We start from the raw sequence: 18875 nt of genomic DNA, 5'->3' as shown, positions 1-18875 counted from the left end.
GACTCTGGTCAGGTGCCCTCCTGCAAGGTGTCAGGTGGCTTCGAGGCCGTGCACCATCCTCACCGCACGCCAGCCAGCCCGTCGGAGCAGCCGCTGCACGGGATGGTTGGACACGTTCGTCGACGTGAACAGCTTCGCGGTTCGGCATGAGACTGCTGCAGCCTTCAGGAGGCTCGCGCCGATGCCGTACCCCCGGGCGGACTCAGCCACCATGAGCATCGTCACGAAGCCCTGCTCGAAGAAGGTGTACTCGACGACGCAGTAGCCGACCAGCCCAGCGGGGGTGTCGGCTACCAGGACGGACCTGTCGCGACACCAACGTTCGATGCTGCCGCGCCGCTCGCCGCCATCGGATCTCGCGACCGGGTCGGTCCGTCGCGAAGGCCGGCCCGGTGCCGGGTGTCCAGATCGTGTTGAAGAAGTTGTGGTTGCCTCCGGGTACGTCGTGGTGTTCGGCGTTGGAGTTGCCCGCGGCCATCGTGGCGGCGACCTTGCCGTCCTCCCACATGGCGTCGCAGGTTCCGGCGACCACGGCCAGGGGGATGCGGGTGATGCGTTCCTTGTCGGCGTCGATGCCGTTCATGGCGGGCGCGAGCGCCATGGCGGCCCGGACGTGCACGCCGGCCGGGGGCGTGTGGCTGTCCAGGGCCTGAGCGATGACACCGCCACCACCCCGTGAGTGCCCGAGCGTGCCGACCCGGTCCAGATCCACATGGCCGGTGAACTGTTTGAGTTCCCGCAGGGGGCCTTCCCCGGCGGAGAGCTGCGTCCACATCTGAAGGTGCTTGTCCAGCAGGGCCGCGCGTGCGGTGTGCCCCTCGTCCTTCTCCTGGGCCTGGATGCCGTTGGCCGCCACCGACACCACGATGTAGCCCTTGTCGGCCAGGGCCTCGGCCAGGTAGGCGTATCCCAGGTAGTTGTCGACCGGCTTGGCGCCCTTGGCGCACGGCCAGCCCTGGCCGCGGACGGGTTTGTCCCCCGCGGCGCAGGTGTCGCCCCAGCCGTGCAGCATCATCACCAGAGGGTGCTTGCCCCCGTCCAGCTTGCGAGGGTAGGTGACGGCGGCCTTCAGCTCCATGCGCTTGCCGTCCAGGCCCGGCGGAGCGTAGGCGGTGTCACCGAAGTCGTAGGTGACCTGGCCCGAACGGGCCGTGCCCTCTTGTGTGGAGACCTGCGCCGAACCCGCGACTTCAGGCTGAGGGCTGGCGCAGGCTCCCAAGGTGAGCGCGGCGACGGCCGTCGCGAGGAGGAGGCGGCGCAGAGGGCGATGGAGCATACGCATGGGAAAGAGGGGCCCTTTCGTGGCTTGGTTCTCGGGCCGAGACGGCCGCTCGGGTCCGTGGTGACGCGGCGGCATCTGGACGGTCTCCGACAGGCGGCTGTGGCGGACCAACCCTCCCGCCGGCTTCGGGCCGCTGGAGCACATGTCCGGTTGCCGGTCAGGCTTGGGCGGTGGCTTGCAGGGGGCGCATGGCGGCCGCCCGCTGGGCCGGGACGAGCGCGGCGAGCGCGCCGGCCGCGAGGGACAGCAGGCACACCAGCAGCAGCGTTCCCCAGGGGATCGTGAGCGTGTACTGCGGGATCGCCCCGTTGGCCAGGGCGCCGACCGCCCAGGCCCCGAACAGCGCGCTCACCAGCCCCAGCAGGGTGCCGAACGCGGCGATCGTGAGGGCCTCCAGGACCACCATCCGCCGGACGCCGGACCGGTCCAGGCCCAGGGCGCGCAGCATGCCGAGCTCCCGCGTCCGTTCCGACACCGACATGGCCAGGGTGTTGACGACGCCGAGGGCGGCGATCACCACGCCGATCACGAGCAGGCCGTACATCAGGGTCAGCAGGTTCCCCACGGTCCCGGCGGCCTCGGCGACGAACGCGGCGCGGTCCTGCACCCTCAGCAGGGGGCTGTTGCCCACGGCGGCGCGCAGGGCCTGCTCGGTGGCCGTCGCGTCGGCGCGCAGGAGGATCCGCTGGATGGCGCCGGGCACGAAGGCGTGCTTCTGGACCTCGGCGCGGGCCCCCAGGGCGTCCCCTGCGACCGGGTTGTCCTGGTAGACGCCGACGACGGTGTACTTGTGGAACGCCTGGTCGCGGCCGATGCGCGCGTTCACCTGCCCGCCGGTGCGCACGCCCTGGGCCTCGGCGATGGTCTTGGACAGGGCGATCCGGCCTGGACCGAGGTCGTCCAGGGAGCCGTTGACGAAGTCGAGCTTCATGACGGCGCCCACGGTCGCGGGGTCGACGCCGGAGATCTGCCGGACGTGGCCGCTGACGAACAGGGTGGAGTCGGCGACGGCGGAGGAGGTCCGCACACCGGGGACGGCGGCGACCCGCTGGACGGCGGCGGGGTCGATGCTGTTCATGGAGTTGAGGGTGCCGATCGTGTAGTCGGCGGCGAGACCGGCGGCGGCCTGGCGGTCCAGGGCCCGGCTGGTGGACTCGCCGAGGACGGCGAGCCCGCCGACCAGCGCCGTGCTGATCATCAACGCGGCGGCGGTGGCGGCGGTGCGGCGCGGGTCGCGCAGCGCGTTCTGACGGGCGAGGTGGCCGACCACGCCGAACCGGCCGGTGAGCGTGCCGAACAGCCGGATCACCGGACCGGCCAGCAGCGGCGCCAGCACGATCAGGGCGGCGCCGAGGAGGGCGCAGCCGAACATGGCGCTCTGGAGGTTGTCGACGGAGGCGTCCTCGGCTCCGCTGAGCGACACCAGCATCCCGGCGCCGAGCAGGAGCAGGGCCGTCCCGGCCGCGCCGCGGATCCAGGACCGCGAGGCGGAGGGCGGCTGCTGGGCCGAGCGCATGGCCTCCAGCGGGGCGACCCGGGCGGCGCGCAGCGACGGGACGAGCGCGGCGGCCATGGTGACGCCCACGCCGACGAACAGGGCCGCGATCAGGGGGATGGGGCCGATCGCCAACGAGCCGCGCGGCAGCGGGTGCTCGTCGGTGCTCAGGAGCGCGGGCAGCGCGGCGGCGATCCCCAGGCCCAGCAGGAAACCGGTCACGGAGGCGGCGAGGCCGAGCAGGGCCGCCTCGGCCAGCACGGAGCCGACGACCTGGCGGCGGGAGGCCCCGATGGCGCGCAGCAGCGCGATGTCGCGGACGCGCCGGGAGACGAGCATCGTGAAGGTGTTGATGATCAGGAACGAGCCGATGAACAGCGCGACCGCTGCGAAGATCATCGGGATCTTGGTGTAGCCGCGGGTCAGGGTGTCCAGCAGGATCGACTGCTGGAGGGCCTGGGCGGTGGCGCTGACCGCCTCGGCGCGCTCAGCCGGGAGCATCTCGGTGACCCGGTCGGCCAGGACGGCCTCGGCGGTGCCGGGCGCAGCGGTCAGGTCGATCCTGGTGTAGCGGCCCGGCGCGGCGAACAGCTTCTGCGCGGTGGCCAGGTCGAACAGCGCCAGGGTGCCGCCGGCGGTCACCCGGCTGTCGGCGGTGCGCACGAGGCCCACCAGCCGCTTGGTCATGACGGGGCCGTCGGTGGCCAGCGTGATCATGTCACCGAGGTGGAAGCGGCCCGCGTCGGCGGTCCCGATGTCCACCGCGATCTCCCCGCCGTCGCGGGGCGCACGGCCCTCGGCCAGCGGATACCGGCTGTCCCTGCCGTCGGGGCCGGGTGCATAGGAAGCGGCCAGGTTCGCCCAGGCGCTGCCCGCTCGCAGCGGGGTGCCGTCCGAGGCGGACAGCACGGCCATGCCGTCGGCCGACGGGCGCACGGCCGCGACTCCGGGCACGGCGGCCAGCTTCCGCACGAGGGCGTCGTCGAGGCCGTCCGCGTGCTGGTTCTCGGGAGTTCCGGGCGGCGGGTCCTTGGGGGTCACGGTGACCGCGACGCCGTCGAAGCTCTTGGCGGCGGCCGCGCGATAGGCGGCCGCGGAGGAGTCGGCGAAGACGAGGGTGCCGGAGACGAACGCGACGCCGAGGCAGACCGCGATGAAGGTCATCGCCAGGCGGCCCTTGTGGGCCAGGAGGTTGTGCAGGGCTGTGCGCAGCATGATGGGAGCTTTCGGTGCAGAAGGGGGGCGGGTCAGCGCGTCGTGCCTTGGGCCTGGAACCGGAGCATCCGGTCGAGCACCGTGCCGGAGGTCGGCCGGTGCAGCTCGTCGACGACGCGGCCGTCGGCCAGGAACACCACCCGGTCGGCGTGCGCGGCGGCCACCGGGTCGTGGGTGACCATCACCACCGACTGGCCCAGCTCGCGCACCGACTCGCCCAGGAAGCCGAGGATCTCGGCCCCGGAGCGGGAGTCGAGGTTGCCGGTGGGCTCGTCGGCGAAGACGATGTCGGGCCGGGAGACCAGGGCGCGGGCGACGGCGACGCGCTGCTGCTGGCCGCCCGACAGCTCGGCGGGCCGGTGGGCGAGTCGTTCGCCCAGGCCGACGGTGGCGATGACGGCCTCCAGCCAGGCGGGGTCGGGTTTGCGTCCGGCGATCCGCAGCGGCAGCGTGATGTTCTCCGCCGCGGTCAGGGTGGGCAGCAGGTTGAAGCCCTGGAAGACGAACCCGACCTTGTCGCGGCGCAGGGCGGTGAGCTGCCGGTCGTTCAGCGACGACAGCTCGGTCCCGCCGATGCGGGCCGAACCCGACGTCACCCGGTCCAGCCCGGCCATGCAGTGCATCAGCGTCGATTTGCCGGATCCCGACGGGCCCATCACGGCGGTGAACCGGCCTCGCGCGAACTCGACCGAGACCGCGTCCAACGCGGTGACGCGCGTCTCCCCGGAACCGTACGCCTTGGTCAGGCCGACGGCGCTGGCGGCCGGGCCGGCGACGTGGACGTCAGGGGAGGGAAAATCGTGTGACATGTGAGGACCCCGCCTAGGAAGCGTCGGCCCGCGGGATGAGACCGCGAGCCGGGAACGCTTCCATCCTCACGACGTTGACCGGCGAGAACATCGGTCCTTGGGGAGGAGTTCGGCTCTGCCGGAAGTGAGGGAAGTGGTGCGGATGCTCTGTCTTCCGGCAGAGGCGTCTCAGGCGGACAGGCCGGTCCGGTGGGCCAGGATCGCGGCCTGCACCCGGCTGGCCGAGCCGGTCTTGTCCAGGATCGCGCTCACGTGCGTCTTCACCGTTCCGATCCCGATGTACAGCCGTTCGGCGATCTCCTGGTTGGACAGTCCTTCACCCAGCATCGCCAGGACCTCCCGTTCCCGTTCGGTCAGGCGCGCGATCCGCTCGTCGGCGTGGGCGGGGTCGGCGTCCTGGGGGCCGGTGCCGTTCAGCATCCGGCTGATGACGGCGGCGGTGACGCCGGGCGACAGCACCGCGTCACCGGCGGCGGCCGCTCGGACCGCGTTGATCAGTTCCTGCGGGCCGTCGTCCTTCAGCAGGAAGCCCGCCGCGCCTTCGCGCAGCGCCCGCAGCACGTTCGCCTCCTCGCCGAAGGTCGTCAGCATCACCACGCGCGGCGCCGGGTCCAGCGCGAGCAGCGGCGCGATGGCGGCCAGGCCGTCGTACACCGGCATCCGGATGTCCACCAGCGCCACGTCCGGGCGGTGGGCGGTGGCCAGTTCCACAGCCTGGCGTCCGTCGGTGGCCTCGGCGACCACCTCGATGCCCTCGGCGTGCCGCAGGATCAGCCGCACGCCGTGCCGGATCATCGTCTCGTCGTCGGCCAGCAGGACGCGGATCGGCCGGGCTGCCTGAGTCGCAGGGCTGGTCACGGGCTCGGTCACGGGGTCTCCCAGGGTGCGCCGTCGCGAACCGACGGTACGGCGAAGCGGTCGATGGCGATCAGATGCTGCGAGGCGTCGAAGCAGTAGCGGGCGACGATCAGGCGGTCGGGGCGGCGTTCGGTGGCCCCGTTGAACGGGTAGATGCAGCCGGCCGCCGTGGCGGGGCGCGGCGGCTCGCGCCCGGTCGCCGCCGCCCGGACCGCCCCGTTGTCCAGCACGCTGAGCTCCGCGACCTGCTGGTAGGTCATGCCCAGGCGGGGCAGCGGGAGCGGCCCGGGATGGGGGTTGGGCAGGATGGCGTGCACGAAGGTCGCGGCCAGGGCCATCAACGCGCACAGCGCCACCAGCCCGAAGGCGAGCGTCAGCGACTCGACCCAGCGGCGTCCGGAGTCGGCCGGGGCGGGTACGGCGGGGGGCGCGTCCGGGGCCGCCGAGCCGGAGGCGTCCGGCGCATCGGTCCGGTTGACGAGGTCGCCGGGATCGGCCGGCACGACCGCGGCCACCTGGAACCCGCCGGACGGCAGTGCCCCGGCCTCCAGCGTCCCGCCGAGCAGCTCCACCCGTTCCCGCAGACCGGGCAGGCCACGGCCGCTCCCCGGGCTCTCGGCGGGCGGCGTGCGCGGCGGAGCCCCGTTGCGGACGGTGACGCGCACCACGTCCCGGTCATGGACGATCGTGACGGTGGTGTGGGCGGCGCCGGCGTAGCGGTGCACATTGGTCAGGGCCTCACGGACGACCCGGTGGACCGCGCGCCGCACCGGCGCCGGACGGGAGTCCAGATCGGGTCCGGTCCACTCCAGCCGCACCGCGATCCCGCCGGCGCGGGACTGGGCCACCAGCCCCTCGATGTCGGCGCGGGTGCCGGTCGCGTCGGTGAGCGCGTCCGGCCCGGTGTCGCGGCCCGGCGGCCCCAGCACCCCCAGCGACTGCCGCAGCTCGCGCATGGCGTCACGGGTGGTCTGGCGGACCAGGACCACTTCCCGGCTCAGCTCGGGGGCGGTTGCGGCCAGGGCCATCTCCAGCCCGCCGACGTGCAGCGAGATCAGGCTGAGCCGGTGCCCCACCAGGTCGTGCATCTCGGCGGCGATCCGGGAGCGTTCGTGCATCCGGGCCTCGCTGTCGGCCAGCCGTCGGGCCCGCTCGGCGGCGTCGCCGCGCTCCCGCGAGGCGACCAGCAGGCGCTCCTGCTGGCCGCGCACCGTCCCCACCAGGCCCGGCAGCACCACCGCCAGCGGCGCCATGAGCAGGCCGAGCAGCAGCCCGTACGGTGCCGGTCCGGCTCCCGACCAGGGCATGCCCGCCGTCGCCGATGCCACGGCCAGCACGCTCGCCGCCGCCAGGACCCAGGCCCGTCGCCGCGCTCGCGTCGTGCGGCGCGCGGCGGTGTAGGCGGTCGCGGCGGTGAACGGCCCGACCGCCGCGACCGGGCCGCACAGCGCCGCCAGCGCCAGCAGCACCGCCGTGGGGAACCGGTGGCGCAGCAGGAAGAGTCCCGCACCGGCGGCCACCGCCACCAGGCTCCGGATCGGTGCGTCCTCACCGGCCAGGATGACGACCATGCCCAGCGCCGCCACGGTCACGCCACCGGTCTCGACCGTCGCGCGCACGACGCCGTAGCGGCTCGCCCCGGCGAACGGGCGGCTGCCGGCGAGGCGGCGGAAATAGCTGGTCACAGGCACGCTTGCCAGTATCGAGGCAGCCACAGGCTGCCCGAGCACGGACCCCACGGCCGGTCGGCGCCTGTGCCGGAAGTCAGACCTTCACCAGCCGTGGGGGAAAGGCCGTTCAGCGGCGCACGGACCTGACCACGAAACGCGCCGGCGCCCCGACGCCGGCGGTGACCGCCCCGAAGCCCAGCAGGACGCCGACGCCCACAAGCGCGTTGGCCAGCCCCAGGGGCATACGGGAGGCGAGGCGTTCGCCGGGCTGGGCGGGCAAGGTGTCGTCAGAGGCGTTCACGATGGTCTCCTTGGTGTGAGCGGCTGACATGTTCCATCCTCGCCGGCTCCCACCTGCGCTGACATCGGTCCGAAGGCAGACCGGGGCTATGCCTGATGACCGAGTCGCCCAGGTGGCCGGCGTCAACGCCGGCGGCATCGAACAGGTCACCTGGCACCGTCACCGCCGGCGCCGTTGCGCAGGCCACGAAGAGGAAGGTCCAAGCTTCCCGTCGCGTTGCGGCGGCGGCCCGTTGTCCCGCCGCGACATCCCCCTGCGGGAGAAGACCCTGTGGCGGATGCTCTACGGGACCGCGGCCCGGGCCGCGGAGATCCTGGCGCTCAACGTCGAGGTCTTGGACCTGGAGCATCGGCGGGCGCCTGTCCGCTCCAAAGGTGGCGCCACGTACGGGATGCCGTTCACCGTGATCCCGTCCACCAGGATCTTCTGCCGGCCGTAGGCGTGGCGGGGCTGCTTGGTCCAGGGCTCGCCGCGCGCGGCGCTGCTCGTAGAACCGTTCATGGCCTGCGTACCGGTGGCGCCACCCGGTGCGGGTGTTCTGATCGCAGGCGCACATGTGCGGAGCCGGAGGCGACGGTGGTCGTCTCCGGCTCCACGGCCGGGGAGGTCATCCGACCGCGTAGGCGCGGTGGATGGTCTGGCTGACGCTGTTGTCCGCGCTGTCGGTCACCATGGCGCGCAGGGACACGAAGCCCGTTGCGCGCGGATTGTCGATCTGCGCCGTCCAGGCCGAACCCGCGGCCCTGACCCGGATGTCGCGCCAGGTCACCCCGTCATCGACGGACATCTGCAGGTGGATGGACGTCACGGCCGCCGCGGGCGCACCGGGATTGCGTTCGATCCAGACGGGCAGCCGGGTGGACGATCCGGGCTTGGCCCGGTTGTACTCGTCCAGCCCCTTGGGGGCGTAGCGGACCGCCGACAGCGGGAGTGCTTCCCGCTCGGTGGTGTGCGCCGAACGGAACGTCCACGTCGATGCCACCTTCGTGGACAGCGTGGAGTACGGCACCTGCCGGTCGGCCGTCGCACTGAGCGTGTACGTCGCGGGCTTCGCCGGGAGGCCGGCGGTCAACCGGCAGGAATCGAGCTCCCACGGGCCGCACCTGGTGTAGTCGATCGTGGAGATGACCTGACCATCCTGGGCGAGGCTGACGGTGCCGGTGGCCGCGCCATCCATGCCGACCCGGCCGGGCACGCCCTCGGAGAACAGCCGGGCGCCGTCGAACACCACGGTGTCACCCTCTCGCCAGCCGCCCAAGGTGGCGAAGGACGGACCGCTCACCGCGGCGCCCCACCTCTGACGATCGCGGCCGTGGCCGGTGGGTTCCGTGGCCCCCGTGACCGCGGATTCGCCGACGCGCAGCGCGCTGGACCACTTGTACCCTCGCGTCCGGTATTCCGTCAGCTTGCCCGGGAGCGGCACCTCGTTCGTGGGGGTCAGGAATCCGGCAGAAACGCCTTCGACGGCGTTCGCCACGAAGTAGGTGCCCTTCGCGGCCGTTCCGGCGCCGCGAAAGGTCGTGGTCACCTGGTCGAGGTCCTTCACCCTGGCCGTGTAGGTGGGGTCCTCGGGCATGCCGTCCTGGCGTTCGTCCACCAGGTCGTAGCGGACGGGAGTGGGAGAGGCGTCCTTCTTGTGGAAATGCATCCTGCTGATGTACTTCAGTCCGGGCTGCATGGAGCCGAGCACGAAGTACACGGAGCTGGGGTCGGGCCTGCCTCCGGCCCAACCGAGCCACCATGAACCGTTGATCACCCACATCTCGACCCATCCACTGGTGACAGCCGTGGGCTCGTCCAGGGCGAACCTGATCGGTTTGGCCTTGCGCGTGTCCAGGATCACCTCCGTGCCCTGTTCGCCGACCTTCACCGGCAGGTGCGTGGTCGTGATGCGCGATCCTTCGTAGATGTCGGCGTACAGGCTCCACTCGCCGGCGGGGAGCCGGTAGGTGTCCGGCGCGCCGATGAGGAGCATCCGAACACTCTCGCCCTTGCCGTTGTAGAACTCCCCGACCGCGTCGACGGGCCGGCCGTCGGTGCCGAGTGCGCTGATCTTCACGTCGTAGGCTTCCGGCTCCACGTACGCGGTGGCGACGGTTCGGATGAGAAGGTCACCCGATCGGGCGATGATGGTGCCCGGGTGATCACCGGGCTGTTTGCCGGTCCCGTCGATCGTCACGGTGACGGACGCCGTGCCTTTGGCGGGCACCTCGACCCGCTGTGCCGAGGTGCGCAGCACGTCGCCGTCCACGGTGAGGTCGAGGATGACCGGGGAGTCACCGGCGTTGGTGTAGGTGATCTCTTTGGCCGCCTGCCGCACGCCGGATTCGCCCCAGCGGAAGACCGTGCCGATGTTCGCGGGACTGGCGTACACCTCCTGGCCGATCGCGCGGACCACGTCGACGCGCCCGGCCCCCTGGTCGAAGGGTGTGGCACCGGCCTGCGGCGCGGCGCTGCCGATGAGCGCGGCCTTGAGCTGCTCTCCGTTCCAGTCCGGGTGCCGCTGGGCGAGGATCGCCGCCGCGCCCGCGACGTGCGGCGCCGCCATGGAGGTGCCGCTGTGGGCGACGTACGGGCCTCCTGCCGTGCCCTGCGCGGCCGCCGCCGTGATGTCGACGCCGGGGGCGGTCACGTCCGGCTTGATCGCATGATCGCCCAGTCTTGGGCCGCGGCTGGAGAATTCGGCCATCTGGTCGGACTTGTCGACCGCGCCGACCGTCAGTGCCGCGTCGGCGCTGCCCGGGCTGCTGACCGAGCCGGGTGTTCCGTCGTTGCCCGCCGCGATGACGAACAGCGCTCCCGTACGCGCCGACAGGGCGTTGACGGCGTGCTCCACCGGATCGACGCCGGGCGTGTCCGGGCTGCCGACGCTCATGTTGATGATCTTCGCTTTGACCTCGGCGGCGGCCCATTCCATGCCTGCCAACAGTGCCGCTTCGCTGACGTACTCGCCGCCGACCTTGCCGAGCGCGATCTTCGCTCCCGGCGCGACGCCCCGGTACTTGGCTCCGGCTCCTGCCACGATGGAGGAAACATGGGTGCCATGTCCAACGTTGTCGCTGATGTCGGGTTCGTCGGAGAAGTTTCGCGACTGCGTGACGACGTCCTTGAGATCGGGGTGAGTGGCGTCGTAACCGGAGTCGAGCACGGCGACCGTGACACCGGCTCCGGTCAGCCCCTGTTGCCACGCCTGCGGGGCCCCGATCTGCTTGACGCTCTGGTCAAGGGTGATGTGCCGCTTCCCGTCCAGCCAGATCTTCGACTTGCCCGCGGCCGGTGATCGGGCGCCACCGACCAGGTTCTGCCAGGTCTGGCCGGCTGTCACCTTGGGGACGCTCGTGGCGGCCAGTCCCAGCCCGGCGAAGTCCTTGGCCTTCCGCGTTCCGCTGAGCGTCTGTGCCGGTTCCCCCTGGGGTGACTGCACGATCAGTGGTATTTCCGATTTGTGGGCGTCGCCGTATCGCCAGGTGAGCAACTGCGTGACGTCGAACAGACGCTCATCCAGCACCCCCTGGGCCAGCAGCCGCTTCGCGTCCTCTGGAATGACGTGGAGGTGGCCCTGACGACGCTGAACGTCGAAGCGCTCCTTTCTGCCTGGTCCCGGCTCGATCCGGTGACCGTTCGCGGTGACGGTCACCCGGTCACCGGTCAGCAGCGTCACCGAGCCCGACACCTCGGTCACCGAAGATGCCGGCTCTGCCGCCTGCGCGGTGTGCGTGGTGCCGCCGGCGATGAGACATCCCGCCACGAGCGTGGCGAGGGTTCCGTGTGTTGATTTCATCTGCTCTCTCGTGGTCGATGTGCGGAGAGTTGATCGTCCGGTGGGGCAGAGACGCTGATGGCCTGGGAAGCGACTCTGCCGTGCCACCGGCAGGAACCTTGGAGGCGGACGAATCGGGGTGCCGCCCGCGCGCCACGAGCGGCACCCCTGGCGTGCTGGGTCAGACGAGCTTGCGGTAGATCCGGGACGAAACAGCCTGAGCCGCGCCCTCCCGGCCGAACTCCTGGTAGACCCGCGACGTGATCTCCACAGCCTTGGGCGAGTAGGCGGGGTAGAAGTCCTTGCCGCAGTCCAGGTCCTTCAGCGCCGCCTTGATCTCCTTGTCCAGGTACGGCCTGGCCTGCGCGGGCTTCAGGTTCGGCCGGAAGATGGCGGTCTTGCCCTTGGGCAGTTCGCCCTTCCACGCCTTCTTGGCGACGTCGGACGCCTGCCGCACGATCTTCGTGTGGCTCAGACCGTCCAGCGCGGTCGGCGCGGTCCGGTTGACGCCCAGGCACGCGGCGAACTGCTTGCCCAGCTGGACGAGCCGCTCGTCCTGGTCGAGGACGCTCAACGACTTCCGTACCGCCGCGTCGAGCTGGTCGTGGTAGTCGTCCTGGGAGGTGACGGTCTTGCCCAGCACCTCCTTCACCGCTTGGGAGAAGCAGGACTCGTCGGCGGCGCGCCACTCCTTCAGCTCATCGGCCGGCAGCGACATCAGCGTCTTGTCGTTCGGGTTCTCCTGCCGGACGGGGTTGACGACCTCGTCCTTGGGATAGACATTCGGCGACCAGACGCCGAAGCCGTACTTGGCCCGGTAGGCCCGCAGCGCCTTCAGGTCACCCGCGAGCCGCTCCTGCTCCCCGGGCTGCCACTTGTAGCGGGCCTCCGGGGAGGCCGCGTAGTCCAGGCCCCGCTCGGTCATGCAGGCGACGCGCTTGGCCTCCAGTTGCGTCTGCTTCTCGTACGCGGCGGCGTCCCCCGACGGCGACGCGGTGAGGCCGCCGAACGTGCCGGCGAGCAGGGTGACCGCGACGGCCTTGGCGATGAGCATGGATGTTCTCCTTCTTCCTTGAGGGCATGCCGGTTCGATCTGAGGGCATGCGAAACAGAACTCACGGCCGGAACGGCCGGATCAGGGGGAAAGTCTCAGCAGGGGATCTTCATGCGGGACGCCTTCGGCGACACCTCGGGCAAACCGCGGGCGAGATCGACGGCGAGCACGGCGGTGCCGGTCACGGTGCCCTTCTTCTCGGTGTACTCGACGCCGGAGGACACCTTCACCTTGCGGTCCCTGGTGCTCACCGTGCGCTCGCCCAGGTAGTGGTAGGTCTGCCGGTCGAAGATCAACTCGGACCGGGTGCCGTCGCCCCCGTCCATGGCGACGGCCAGGCCGGGGCGGCCGGCGGCGTCCATGGCGTCGCCGACGAGCACGATGCCGTCCAGCCCGGCGGCGACCTGGTACAGCGCCGCGCCGAGGCTCGGCCGTACCACGGACTCGCGGACCAGGCTCTGTAGGGAGCGCCAGATGCGCAACGGCTCCTCACCCGTGTCGGCCACGATCTTCGCGCGCACCTGGGCGGGGTCCGTCGGCCAGGCGCCCAGCCGCGCGTAGGCCGGCCGGCCGGGACAGGTTCCCGGCTCGTGCACGATGTCCTCGACGCCGTGGTCCCAGTACCTCCGGGGCGCCGGTCCCGTGCCCGACAGGCTCTGGCTGCGGCTCAGCCAGGGCTTGCCCACGTCGGCGGCCTCCCACCGCTCTTCGTTGACCATCACCTTGGTGTACTGCGTCGTGCCCGACTTGTCCTTGGTGTGCAGGCTGCGCTGGGCCAGCGTCTTGGTGTGGACGTACTCACCCTGGGAGGGCACCGTGTCACGTTGACCGGCGGCGGCCCGCGCGGCCAGGGTGAGCAGCGCCTTGGCGTCGGCCGGAGGGGCAGCGAGCAGGTACCCAGGGGTGCCCGGGTCGGAGCCGCCCAGCCCCACCTGGCTGACGACGATGCCGCCGGTGAGCAGCACCGCCATGGCGCCGACCAGGGCGACGCGCCGGATCGGCAGCGCGGTGCGCCACCGACGGTCCGACCGTGGCGCCCGTGCCTCACGGAGGAGGCGGTCACGTCCCTTCGCCGCCGCCTCCGGCGTGGGCTCGGGCTCCGCGAACACGGCCTCGACCAGCTTCAACTCGTCCATCACCACTCCCCGATCGGGTTGACGTCGCCCAGGGCCTTGCGCAGCTTCCGGCGCGCCCTGTTGATCCGGGACCCGACGGTCCCCACCGGGATGTCCAGGGCCGTGGCGATCTCCTCGTAGCCGAGCCCGCCGAACACGAGCAGGAACACCACGTCGCGATCGCCCTTCGCCAACCCCTTCAGCCCCCGTACCAGCTCCGGCCGGCTGGCCCGCGCCGCGAGCTGCGCGGTCACCCGGTCCTCGTGCCCGTCGATGGATTCCTCGGCCGCCACCTTGCTGAGCGCGTTCAGGCGGCGGCCCTCCCTGCGGCGGTGACGGGCCACCACGTTCGTGGCGATGCCGAACAACCACGACCGCACAGTCCCTCGCTGCGGGTCGAAGCCGTGCCTGCCGTTGAACGCGAGCAGAAAGGCATCCGCGACCAGATCCTCGGCCTGCTCACTGCCGAGCCGGGCAGCCAGATAACGGTGAACCTCCTGGAAGTACCGGTCGTACAGCAGGGCGAAAAGCTCGGGACTGTGCAGCGACCGCTCGACCACCGTGACGTCTTCCATCACGTCGTTGGCGTCAGGTGGTGCAGTCATGGTGTCCTTCCGAAGGCAACTGTCATCCAGTGTTCGCCGCTCGGCAGGTTTTCTTCACGGCAATTTCCGTCCAGGCAGGGCCGGCCTGCCGTCCGGTGGGCGCGGCGGGCTCAGACGCGGTCTCTCGGTTTCAGGGACCGGGAGCATGTCGGCGATCCGCCAACGGATACGGATCAAAGTTCACGCCCTCACCCCCGGCGCGAGTTCCGGGCCGCCCGCTGCCACAGCACCCGCATGAGGTCGGTCAACCGCCGGCCACGAGAAGGATCTCGTACCGCTGTGACAGCGTATTGATCGCGTGCTCCACCGGATCCAGCTCGGGGCCGCCGAAGCTCATATTGACGATCTTGGCCTTGACCTCGGTGGCCGCCCACGCCATGCCGGTGGGGGCCGCGGATTCAATGATCATCCGGGCTGGTTCACCTTGCCGATGGCCAGATTGGCATCCGACGTCACGACCCACGTCGGGACCGCCGGGGCGGTCGGGATCGTAGCCACCGTCGAGGACCCTGACCGTGACACCCTTCCCTCCTGGGAGCTGCTGCCGAGCCCGGGGTGTGCCCGCGCTGCGCTCATCCCAGGAGTGGACAGCCGACGGACCCTGCCATGCCCATTGACGCTGATGCCCTGCCCGATGACGCGGATTTCGCAGGTGTCCGCGTGCCGCCCTCCAGGGAGACGGGGTGTGGCTGGTCGGACGCCAAACGAGCGGCCGAGTACCTGGTGTGGACCGGCGTCTGATCACTGCCGCGCGCCGCGGCGCCGAACGCGTGTACGACCTGGCCGAGCGCCGCGTCCCCGCCGACCTCCCGCGAGCCTGCCCGGGTTCGCCCAACGGCTCTGGAGCGCGCGTTCCTGCCCGCCGAACCGGGTCTTTCTCACCCCGTTCGACAACCTCATCCGGGACCGCGACCGCACCCGGCGGCTGTTCGGTTTCGACTACACCTTCGAGGCATACAAACCGCCGGTACGGCCACTACGTCACCCCGTTTGCCGGCCGGAACAGGCATAAAACTACCCACACCGGCACAGCGTCTCCACGACACGCCGACCCAACAGCACTACTAGGCCTCGCCAGAAGCGGACGAGGCTGATCGAGGCAGGTGTGCTCAGCAGTTCGGCTTCTCGGAGTCTCGCCGACCGGTGGCTTGCCACACCAGAAGATCGCACCCGCATCGGAGAGCCGCTGAAGCAACGCTTTTCCGAAGTCATCGTGGACGAGAGCCAGGACTGCGGCAGCGAGGAGCTCGCAGTGCTCGGCCTGCTACGGGAATACGGCGTAGATCTCGTCATGGTCGCTGACCTGAACCAGTCGATCTACGCATTCCGCCAGGCCGTACCCGAGAAGGTACTGAGCTTCGCCGCGACGCTCCCCCAAGGTGAGCGACTCGACGGCAACTTCCGGAGCACTCCCGCCATCTGCAGGATTACCGCCAGTGTGAGAGGACTGACGCAGCTTGACCATGCCCTCGGCCCGCATCGAGAGCTCACCGTGCCCATTCGGCTCCTCCCTTACGACAAGGCCGTCCGGCTGCGCGTCCTGTACGCCGGCTCTCACCGGCACATGGCCGACCTGATCCGCAAGGACCAGCAGGTCGGCCGCATCCCCAGCGATGCCGACCCCGAGGGAACGGCGCTGGCTCTGGTGGCGCTGGCCGAAGGACTGGCCGCCTACGTGCTCACCGGCGTCATCCCCGCCATCCACGCCCGCGAACAGGTGCTGGAGGCCGTCACGGCCCTCTACCCCTGAGCAGCCGTCCACCCTCCAGAATCGTCTCGCCCACTACGGCACACTGGATCGACCTCGCCGTGCCTGCCCTATCGACCTCCGGGCAGGATCGGACCGGATTTGGGCGCTACGCGGCAAGTGCATCGGTGCGGGCAGGAACGCGCCGAGCGGCGCAGAATCAGCTCTCAGCGTCTGCGCCGCCGGGCTGCGGGGTCGTGCTCGGCGGTGATGTGGGCGGAGGTCTCCTCCCCCAGACGGACGTAGCGGCCGAGGCTGGCCAGGTGCTGGTGGCAGGATTTGGCCTGCAGACCCTGACCGATGCCGCAGGCTTGATCGGCTGGCAGGTCGAGGGCGACTCCACCGTCTGCCGCGCCCACCAGCACGCGGCCGCGCATCCCGGTACGGGCAGGCGCAGGCCGCGCATCCCGGAGGTGGTCGAGCTCGATGGCGGGAGAATCAGTTCTCCTTGACCCTCTCCCACGCGGCGGCGTTGTCGGCACGAGCCTGGTCGCGGCGCGCGGGTGTGACGCAAGCCTGGTCACCGACGTAGGCCTCCCGCCAGACATACCCCTGGACGCAGCTCTTGGGTCCGGCCGGCCCGTCGGTCCAGCGGCCGGCGGCGGCCGCGTTGTCGTCCAAGGTCTGGTAGCGGGTCTCCAGGGACACGCAGACGTAGTCGGAGTCGTCGGCCATCCGCCACACGTAGCCGTCCTGGCAGGCGTTCGGCCCCCACACATGCTGGGCGACGTTGATCCGGGCGGGCGTGGCGGCCGTGTCCTGCTCCGCCTGGTTCTTCACGGTGGGGGAGACGCAGGCCACGTCGGCCAGCGTGATCTCCCGGTGGACGTAGCCCCACCGACAGGCGCCGTTGGCGTCCAGACGGTTCGGCTGGTCGGCGTTGTCGGCGGCGGTGCTGTCGCGTACGGCAGGCGTCACGCAGGCGTTGTCCCCGGCCACGGCGGCCCGCGGGACGTAGTCGAAGCCGCACTTGCCGGTCACGTCGGTCGAGACGGTGACGGTCGCCGAGTCGGCGGTCATCGAGTCGAGCTTGATCTCGACGCCGTCGCCGCGGTAGCTCTGGATCGGCGTGGGGTTCGTGTCGTTCTCCATCAGGAGGGTGGCCCAGCTTCGTTCTTGGTACTGGTGGATGAGGATGCTGTCCTTGGGGATCGCGCTGCTGCGGCCGGTCTTCTTACGGAACTCGACGGTGAGGTACCTGTCGGGTCTCTTCGGGTCGTACGGCACGCGGACCATCAGCGCGCCGGGCCGTTCCGGCTGCTCGATGGGTGCCAGCCGTACGGTCCGGGTGCCGGCTCCGTCCTTGCCGAGCGTCGTCACCCGCCACCCGGGCAGCCAGCCGAGCTCGTCGAGGCTCGGCGCGGCCAGCGCGATCGCGCCCTCGCCGAACCGCTCGGAAGGCGGGAAGTGGGTGGTGGACGCCGACATCGTGTCGTACGGGTTGCCCACATCCGTGGGGTGCTGGTTCAGGAACTGCGACAGCCTGTGGTTCAGCCCGTTGAGCCGCCCGAACTCGTAGGCGGCGCGGTTCAGCGTCCAGGCTGTGGAGTCCAGGACGATGGTTCTGTCCCCCCGTGCGTTGTACGAGGCGCGCCCGATTCCGCCTTCGGCGGTGTTGATGATGACGAACAGCGCGCTGCCGGGCGGCCGCGTCCACCCTTGGCTCTGTGCGCTCCGCACGCAGTCCTTCGGCTTGTTCAAGGAGTACCAGCCCTCGTCGCTCCACTGCGAGTAGGTCTTGGGGATGGTGTACCAGCCGTGGACGTCGCCGCCCTCCAGGGCGACCCGGCCGCGCGACTGCTCGGCGACGAAGTCGGCCAGGCCGCCCTTGCCGAGACCTTCGGCGGTGAGCAACTCCTTGAAGAACTGCGGGGGTTCGGGCTCCTCAGGCCGGTCGAGGAACTTGCACAGCAGAACCGCGATCGGCCACTTGGCCTGCACCGGCGTGGCCGGGGCCGGCGCGGACGGCACCAGCACGGCGGTGGTCAGGGCGGCCAGCAGTGTCACTGCCAGCCGGCGGGCACCAGGGTAGAACATGACTCTCCGTCTCCTCTGATTCCAGACGATCAGGTCGGCTCAGAGCGTGGGGCGGACGGCGAGGCGCAGGCCCAGGTGGGCGTGCGCGCCGAGCAGCAGCGCGGCGCTGGCGTACACCGAGACGGTGGAGCCGCCGAGGGTCTGCGCCAGGACGGTCACCGGGAACCACAGGCCGGCGAGCAGGGGCAGCCAGCGGACCGCCCCCCGCAGGCGGCCCCGGATCGCGACGGCGAGCCCGAGGGCCAGCATGCCGAGCTGGCTGAGCGGCCAGCAGGCATCCAGGATCAGCAACGGCAGCGGGAACTCGTCGTAGGTGGCGTAGCCGAAGGACAGCACGTTGGTCACGAACGCACCGGGCAGCAGCGCCATCAGGCCCATCGGGATCACGCGGGTCCACCCGTCGCCGGCGGAGCGCGTGACGTGCACGGTCCACACGAACGCGAACAGCCCCGCGACGAACATCATGCCGGTGACGGTGTCGAGCGTCTGGACGCCGTCCTGGACCCTGTCGCCGACGATCACGGTGCCGGCGCTCCAGGCGACCGCTCCCGCGGCCAGCAGGAGACCGGAGATCCTGACCTGGGCCGGGTTCGAGCTGGGCCGGGCCACGACGGGCTCGTGCGGGTCGACGTTGCTGGGCACGATGCGGCTGGACATGATGCTCCTCGGGGTGCGCGGGTCGGTGGCAGCACTTTCCCGCCGCAGTGCCCCGGGCGCCCAGGGAGCACGGCCATGCCTGCGGTCCTGGATCGGCCCGGCCCGATCAGGGACCGCTGTCCCGGTCAGACGGGGACATCCCTCGGATCGGGGTCACTGCCCGAGGCCGGCCTCCCGGGCCTGGATGATCGCCTGGGCGCGGTCGGCGACCTGGAGCTTGGCGAAGACGTTGGAGACGTTGTTGCGCACGGTCTTGGGGGACAGCGACAG

At 71.0% G+C, this 18875-nt stretch carries 19 protein-coding genes; 4 read left to right on the top strand and 15 right to left on the bottom strand.

The features are described from left to right. Nucleotides 1-30 precede the first annotated feature (30 nt). From ACIA8R_RS44845 to ACIA8R_RS44815, 7 genes are all read right to left on the bottom strand, one after another. Nucleotides 31-297 carry a GNAT family N-acetyltransferase gene (locus ACIA8R_RS44845; RefSeq protein ID WP_397044044.1) on the bottom strand — a complete coding sequence of 89 codons (267 nt, stop codon included), beginning with the start codon at nt 295-297 and terminating at the stop codon, nt 31-33. Then, the gene (locus ACIA8R_RS44840; protein ID WP_397043848.1) at nt 203-1276 is read right to left on the bottom strand and encodes an alpha/beta hydrolase family protein; all 1074 of its coding nucleotides are present in this window, start codon (nt 1274-1276) and stop codon (nt 203-205) included. Before ACIA8R_RS44840 ends, ACIA8R_RS44845 begins: the two co-directional genes overlap by 95 nt. 163 nt (nt 1277-1439) lie before the next feature. Then, nucleotides 1440-3992 carry an ABC transporter permease gene (locus ACIA8R_RS44835; RefSeq protein WP_397043846.1) on the bottom strand — a complete coding sequence of 851 codons (2553 nt, stop codon included), beginning with the start codon at nt 3990-3992 and terminating at the stop codon, nt 1440-1442. Between the two features lie 32 nt (nt 3993-4024). Next, the gene (locus tag ACIA8R_RS44830) at nt 4025-4801 is read right to left on the bottom strand and encodes an ABC transporter ATP-binding protein (protein ID WP_364104238.1); all 777 of its coding nucleotides are present in this window, start codon (nt 4799-4801) and stop codon (nt 4025-4027) included. 168 nt (nt 4802-4969) lie between these two features. Then, nucleotides 4970-5596 carry a response regulator gene (locus ACIA8R_RS44825; protein ID WP_397044042.1) on the bottom strand — a complete coding sequence of 209 codons (627 nt, stop codon included), beginning with the start codon at nt 5594-5596 and terminating at the stop codon, nt 4970-4972. A 71-nt stretch (nt 5597-5667) separates the two neighbouring features. After that, nucleotides 5668-7350 carry a sensor histidine kinase gene (locus ACIA8R_RS44820; protein WP_397043844.1) on the bottom strand — a complete coding sequence of 561 codons (1683 nt, stop codon included), beginning with the start codon at nt 7348-7350 and terminating at the stop codon, nt 5668-5670. Between the two features lie 106 nt (nt 7351-7456). Continuing rightward, complete coding sequence (locus ACIA8R_RS44815; protein ID WP_364104247.1) at nt 7457-7630, bottom strand: hypothetical protein; 174 nt, start codon at nt 7628-7630, stop codon at nt 7457-7459. Nucleotides 7631-7718: 88 nt separating this feature from the next. On the opposite strand from ACIA8R_RS44815, the gene ACIA8R_RS44810 reads away from it, so the two are divergent. Then, entirely contained in the window at nt 7719-8069 is a 351-nt protein-coding gene (locus ACIA8R_RS44810; RefSeq protein ID WP_397043842.1) for a hypothetical protein, read from the top strand. Nucleotides 8070-8237: 168 nt separating this feature from the next. On the opposite strand, the gene ACIA8R_RS44805 is transcribed toward ACIA8R_RS44810, so the two are convergent. From ACIA8R_RS44805 to ACIA8R_RS44785, 5 genes are all read right to left on the bottom strand, one after another. Then, entirely contained in the window at nt 8238-11411 is a 3174-nt protein-coding gene (locus ACIA8R_RS44805; RefSeq protein WP_397043841.1) for a S8 family serine peptidase, read from the bottom strand. Nucleotides 11412-11571: 160 nt separating this feature from the next. Then, complete coding sequence (locus tag ACIA8R_RS44800; RefSeq protein ID WP_397043839.1) at nt 11572-12444, bottom strand: hypothetical protein; 873 nt, start codon at nt 12442-12444, stop codon at nt 11572-11574. 95 nt (nt 12445-12539) lie between these two features. Further along, entirely contained in the window at nt 12540-13580 is a 1041-nt protein-coding gene (locus ACIA8R_RS44795; RefSeq protein ID WP_397043837.1) for a CU044_5270 family protein, read from the bottom strand. Beyond that, nucleotides 13580-14164, bottom strand: coding sequence for an RNA polymerase sigma factor (locus ACIA8R_RS44790; protein WP_364104262.1), 585 nt, complete (start codon nt 14162-14164; stop codon nt 13580-13582). The genes ACIA8R_RS44795 and ACIA8R_RS44790 overlap by 1 nt, the downstream gene beginning before the upstream one ends. A gap of 244 nt (nt 14165-14408) precedes the next feature. Continuing rightward, entirely contained in the window at nt 14409-14573 is a 165-nt protein-coding gene (locus tag ACIA8R_RS44785; protein ID WP_397043835.1) for a hypothetical protein, read from the bottom strand. A gap of 21 nt (nt 14574-14594) precedes the next feature. Here ACIA8R_RS44785 and ACIA8R_RS44780 point away from each other — a divergent pair, with 21 nt between their 5' ends. The 3 genes from ACIA8R_RS44780 (at nt 14595) to ACIA8R_RS44770 (ending at nt 16363) form a co-directional block, all read left to right on the top strand. Next, nucleotides 14595-15176 carry a DNA glycosylase AlkZ-like family protein gene (locus ACIA8R_RS44780; RefSeq protein ID WP_397043833.1) on the top strand — a complete coding sequence of 194 codons (582 nt, stop codon included), beginning with the start codon at nt 14595-14597 and terminating at the stop codon, nt 15174-15176. Between the two features lie 93 nt (nt 15177-15269). Beyond that, nucleotides 15270-15914, top strand: a complete 645-nt coding sequence (locus tag ACIA8R_RS44775) for a UvrD-helicase domain-containing protein (RefSeq protein ID WP_397043831.1) — start codon at nt 15270-15272, stop codon at nt 15912-15914. Between the two features lie 260 nt (nt 15915-16174). Then, nucleotides 16175-16363 (top strand): hypothetical protein, encoded by a 189-nt coding sequence (locus ACIA8R_RS44770; RefSeq protein WP_397043829.1) that lies wholly within the window; start codon nt 16175-16177, stop codon nt 16361-16363. On the opposite strand, the gene ACIA8R_RS44765 is transcribed toward ACIA8R_RS44770, so the two are convergent. The 3 genes from ACIA8R_RS44765 to ACIA8R_RS44755 all read right to left on the bottom strand — a co-directional run. Beyond that, on the bottom strand, nt 16350-17948 hold the full coding sequence (locus ACIA8R_RS44765; protein ID WP_397043827.1) for a hypothetical protein: 1599 nt from the start codon (nt 17946-17948) through the stop codon (nt 16350-16352). The genes ACIA8R_RS44770 and ACIA8R_RS44765 overlap by 14 nt on opposite strands. 39 nt (nt 17949-17987) lie before the next feature. Further along, nucleotides 17988-18605 carry a hypothetical protein gene (locus tag ACIA8R_RS44760; RefSeq protein WP_397043826.1) on the bottom strand — a complete coding sequence of 206 codons (618 nt, stop codon included), beginning with the start codon at nt 18603-18605 and terminating at the stop codon, nt 17988-17990. Between the two features lie 153 nt (nt 18606-18758). Further along, nucleotides 18759-18875 (bottom strand): LuxR C-terminal-related transcriptional regulator (locus ACIA8R_RS44755; RefSeq protein WP_397044040.1); only part of this gene is annotated, 117 nt, incomplete at its 5' end.

This window comes from Nonomuraea sp. NPDC051191, from assembly GCF_044455665.1.
Taxonomy (GTDB): domain Bacteria; phylum Actinomycetota; class Actinomycetes; order Streptosporangiales; family Streptosporangiaceae; genus Nonomuraea.
The sequence above is the reverse complement of the archived record's forward strand: the minus strand, read 5'-3'. Positions and strand labels throughout refer to the sequence as shown.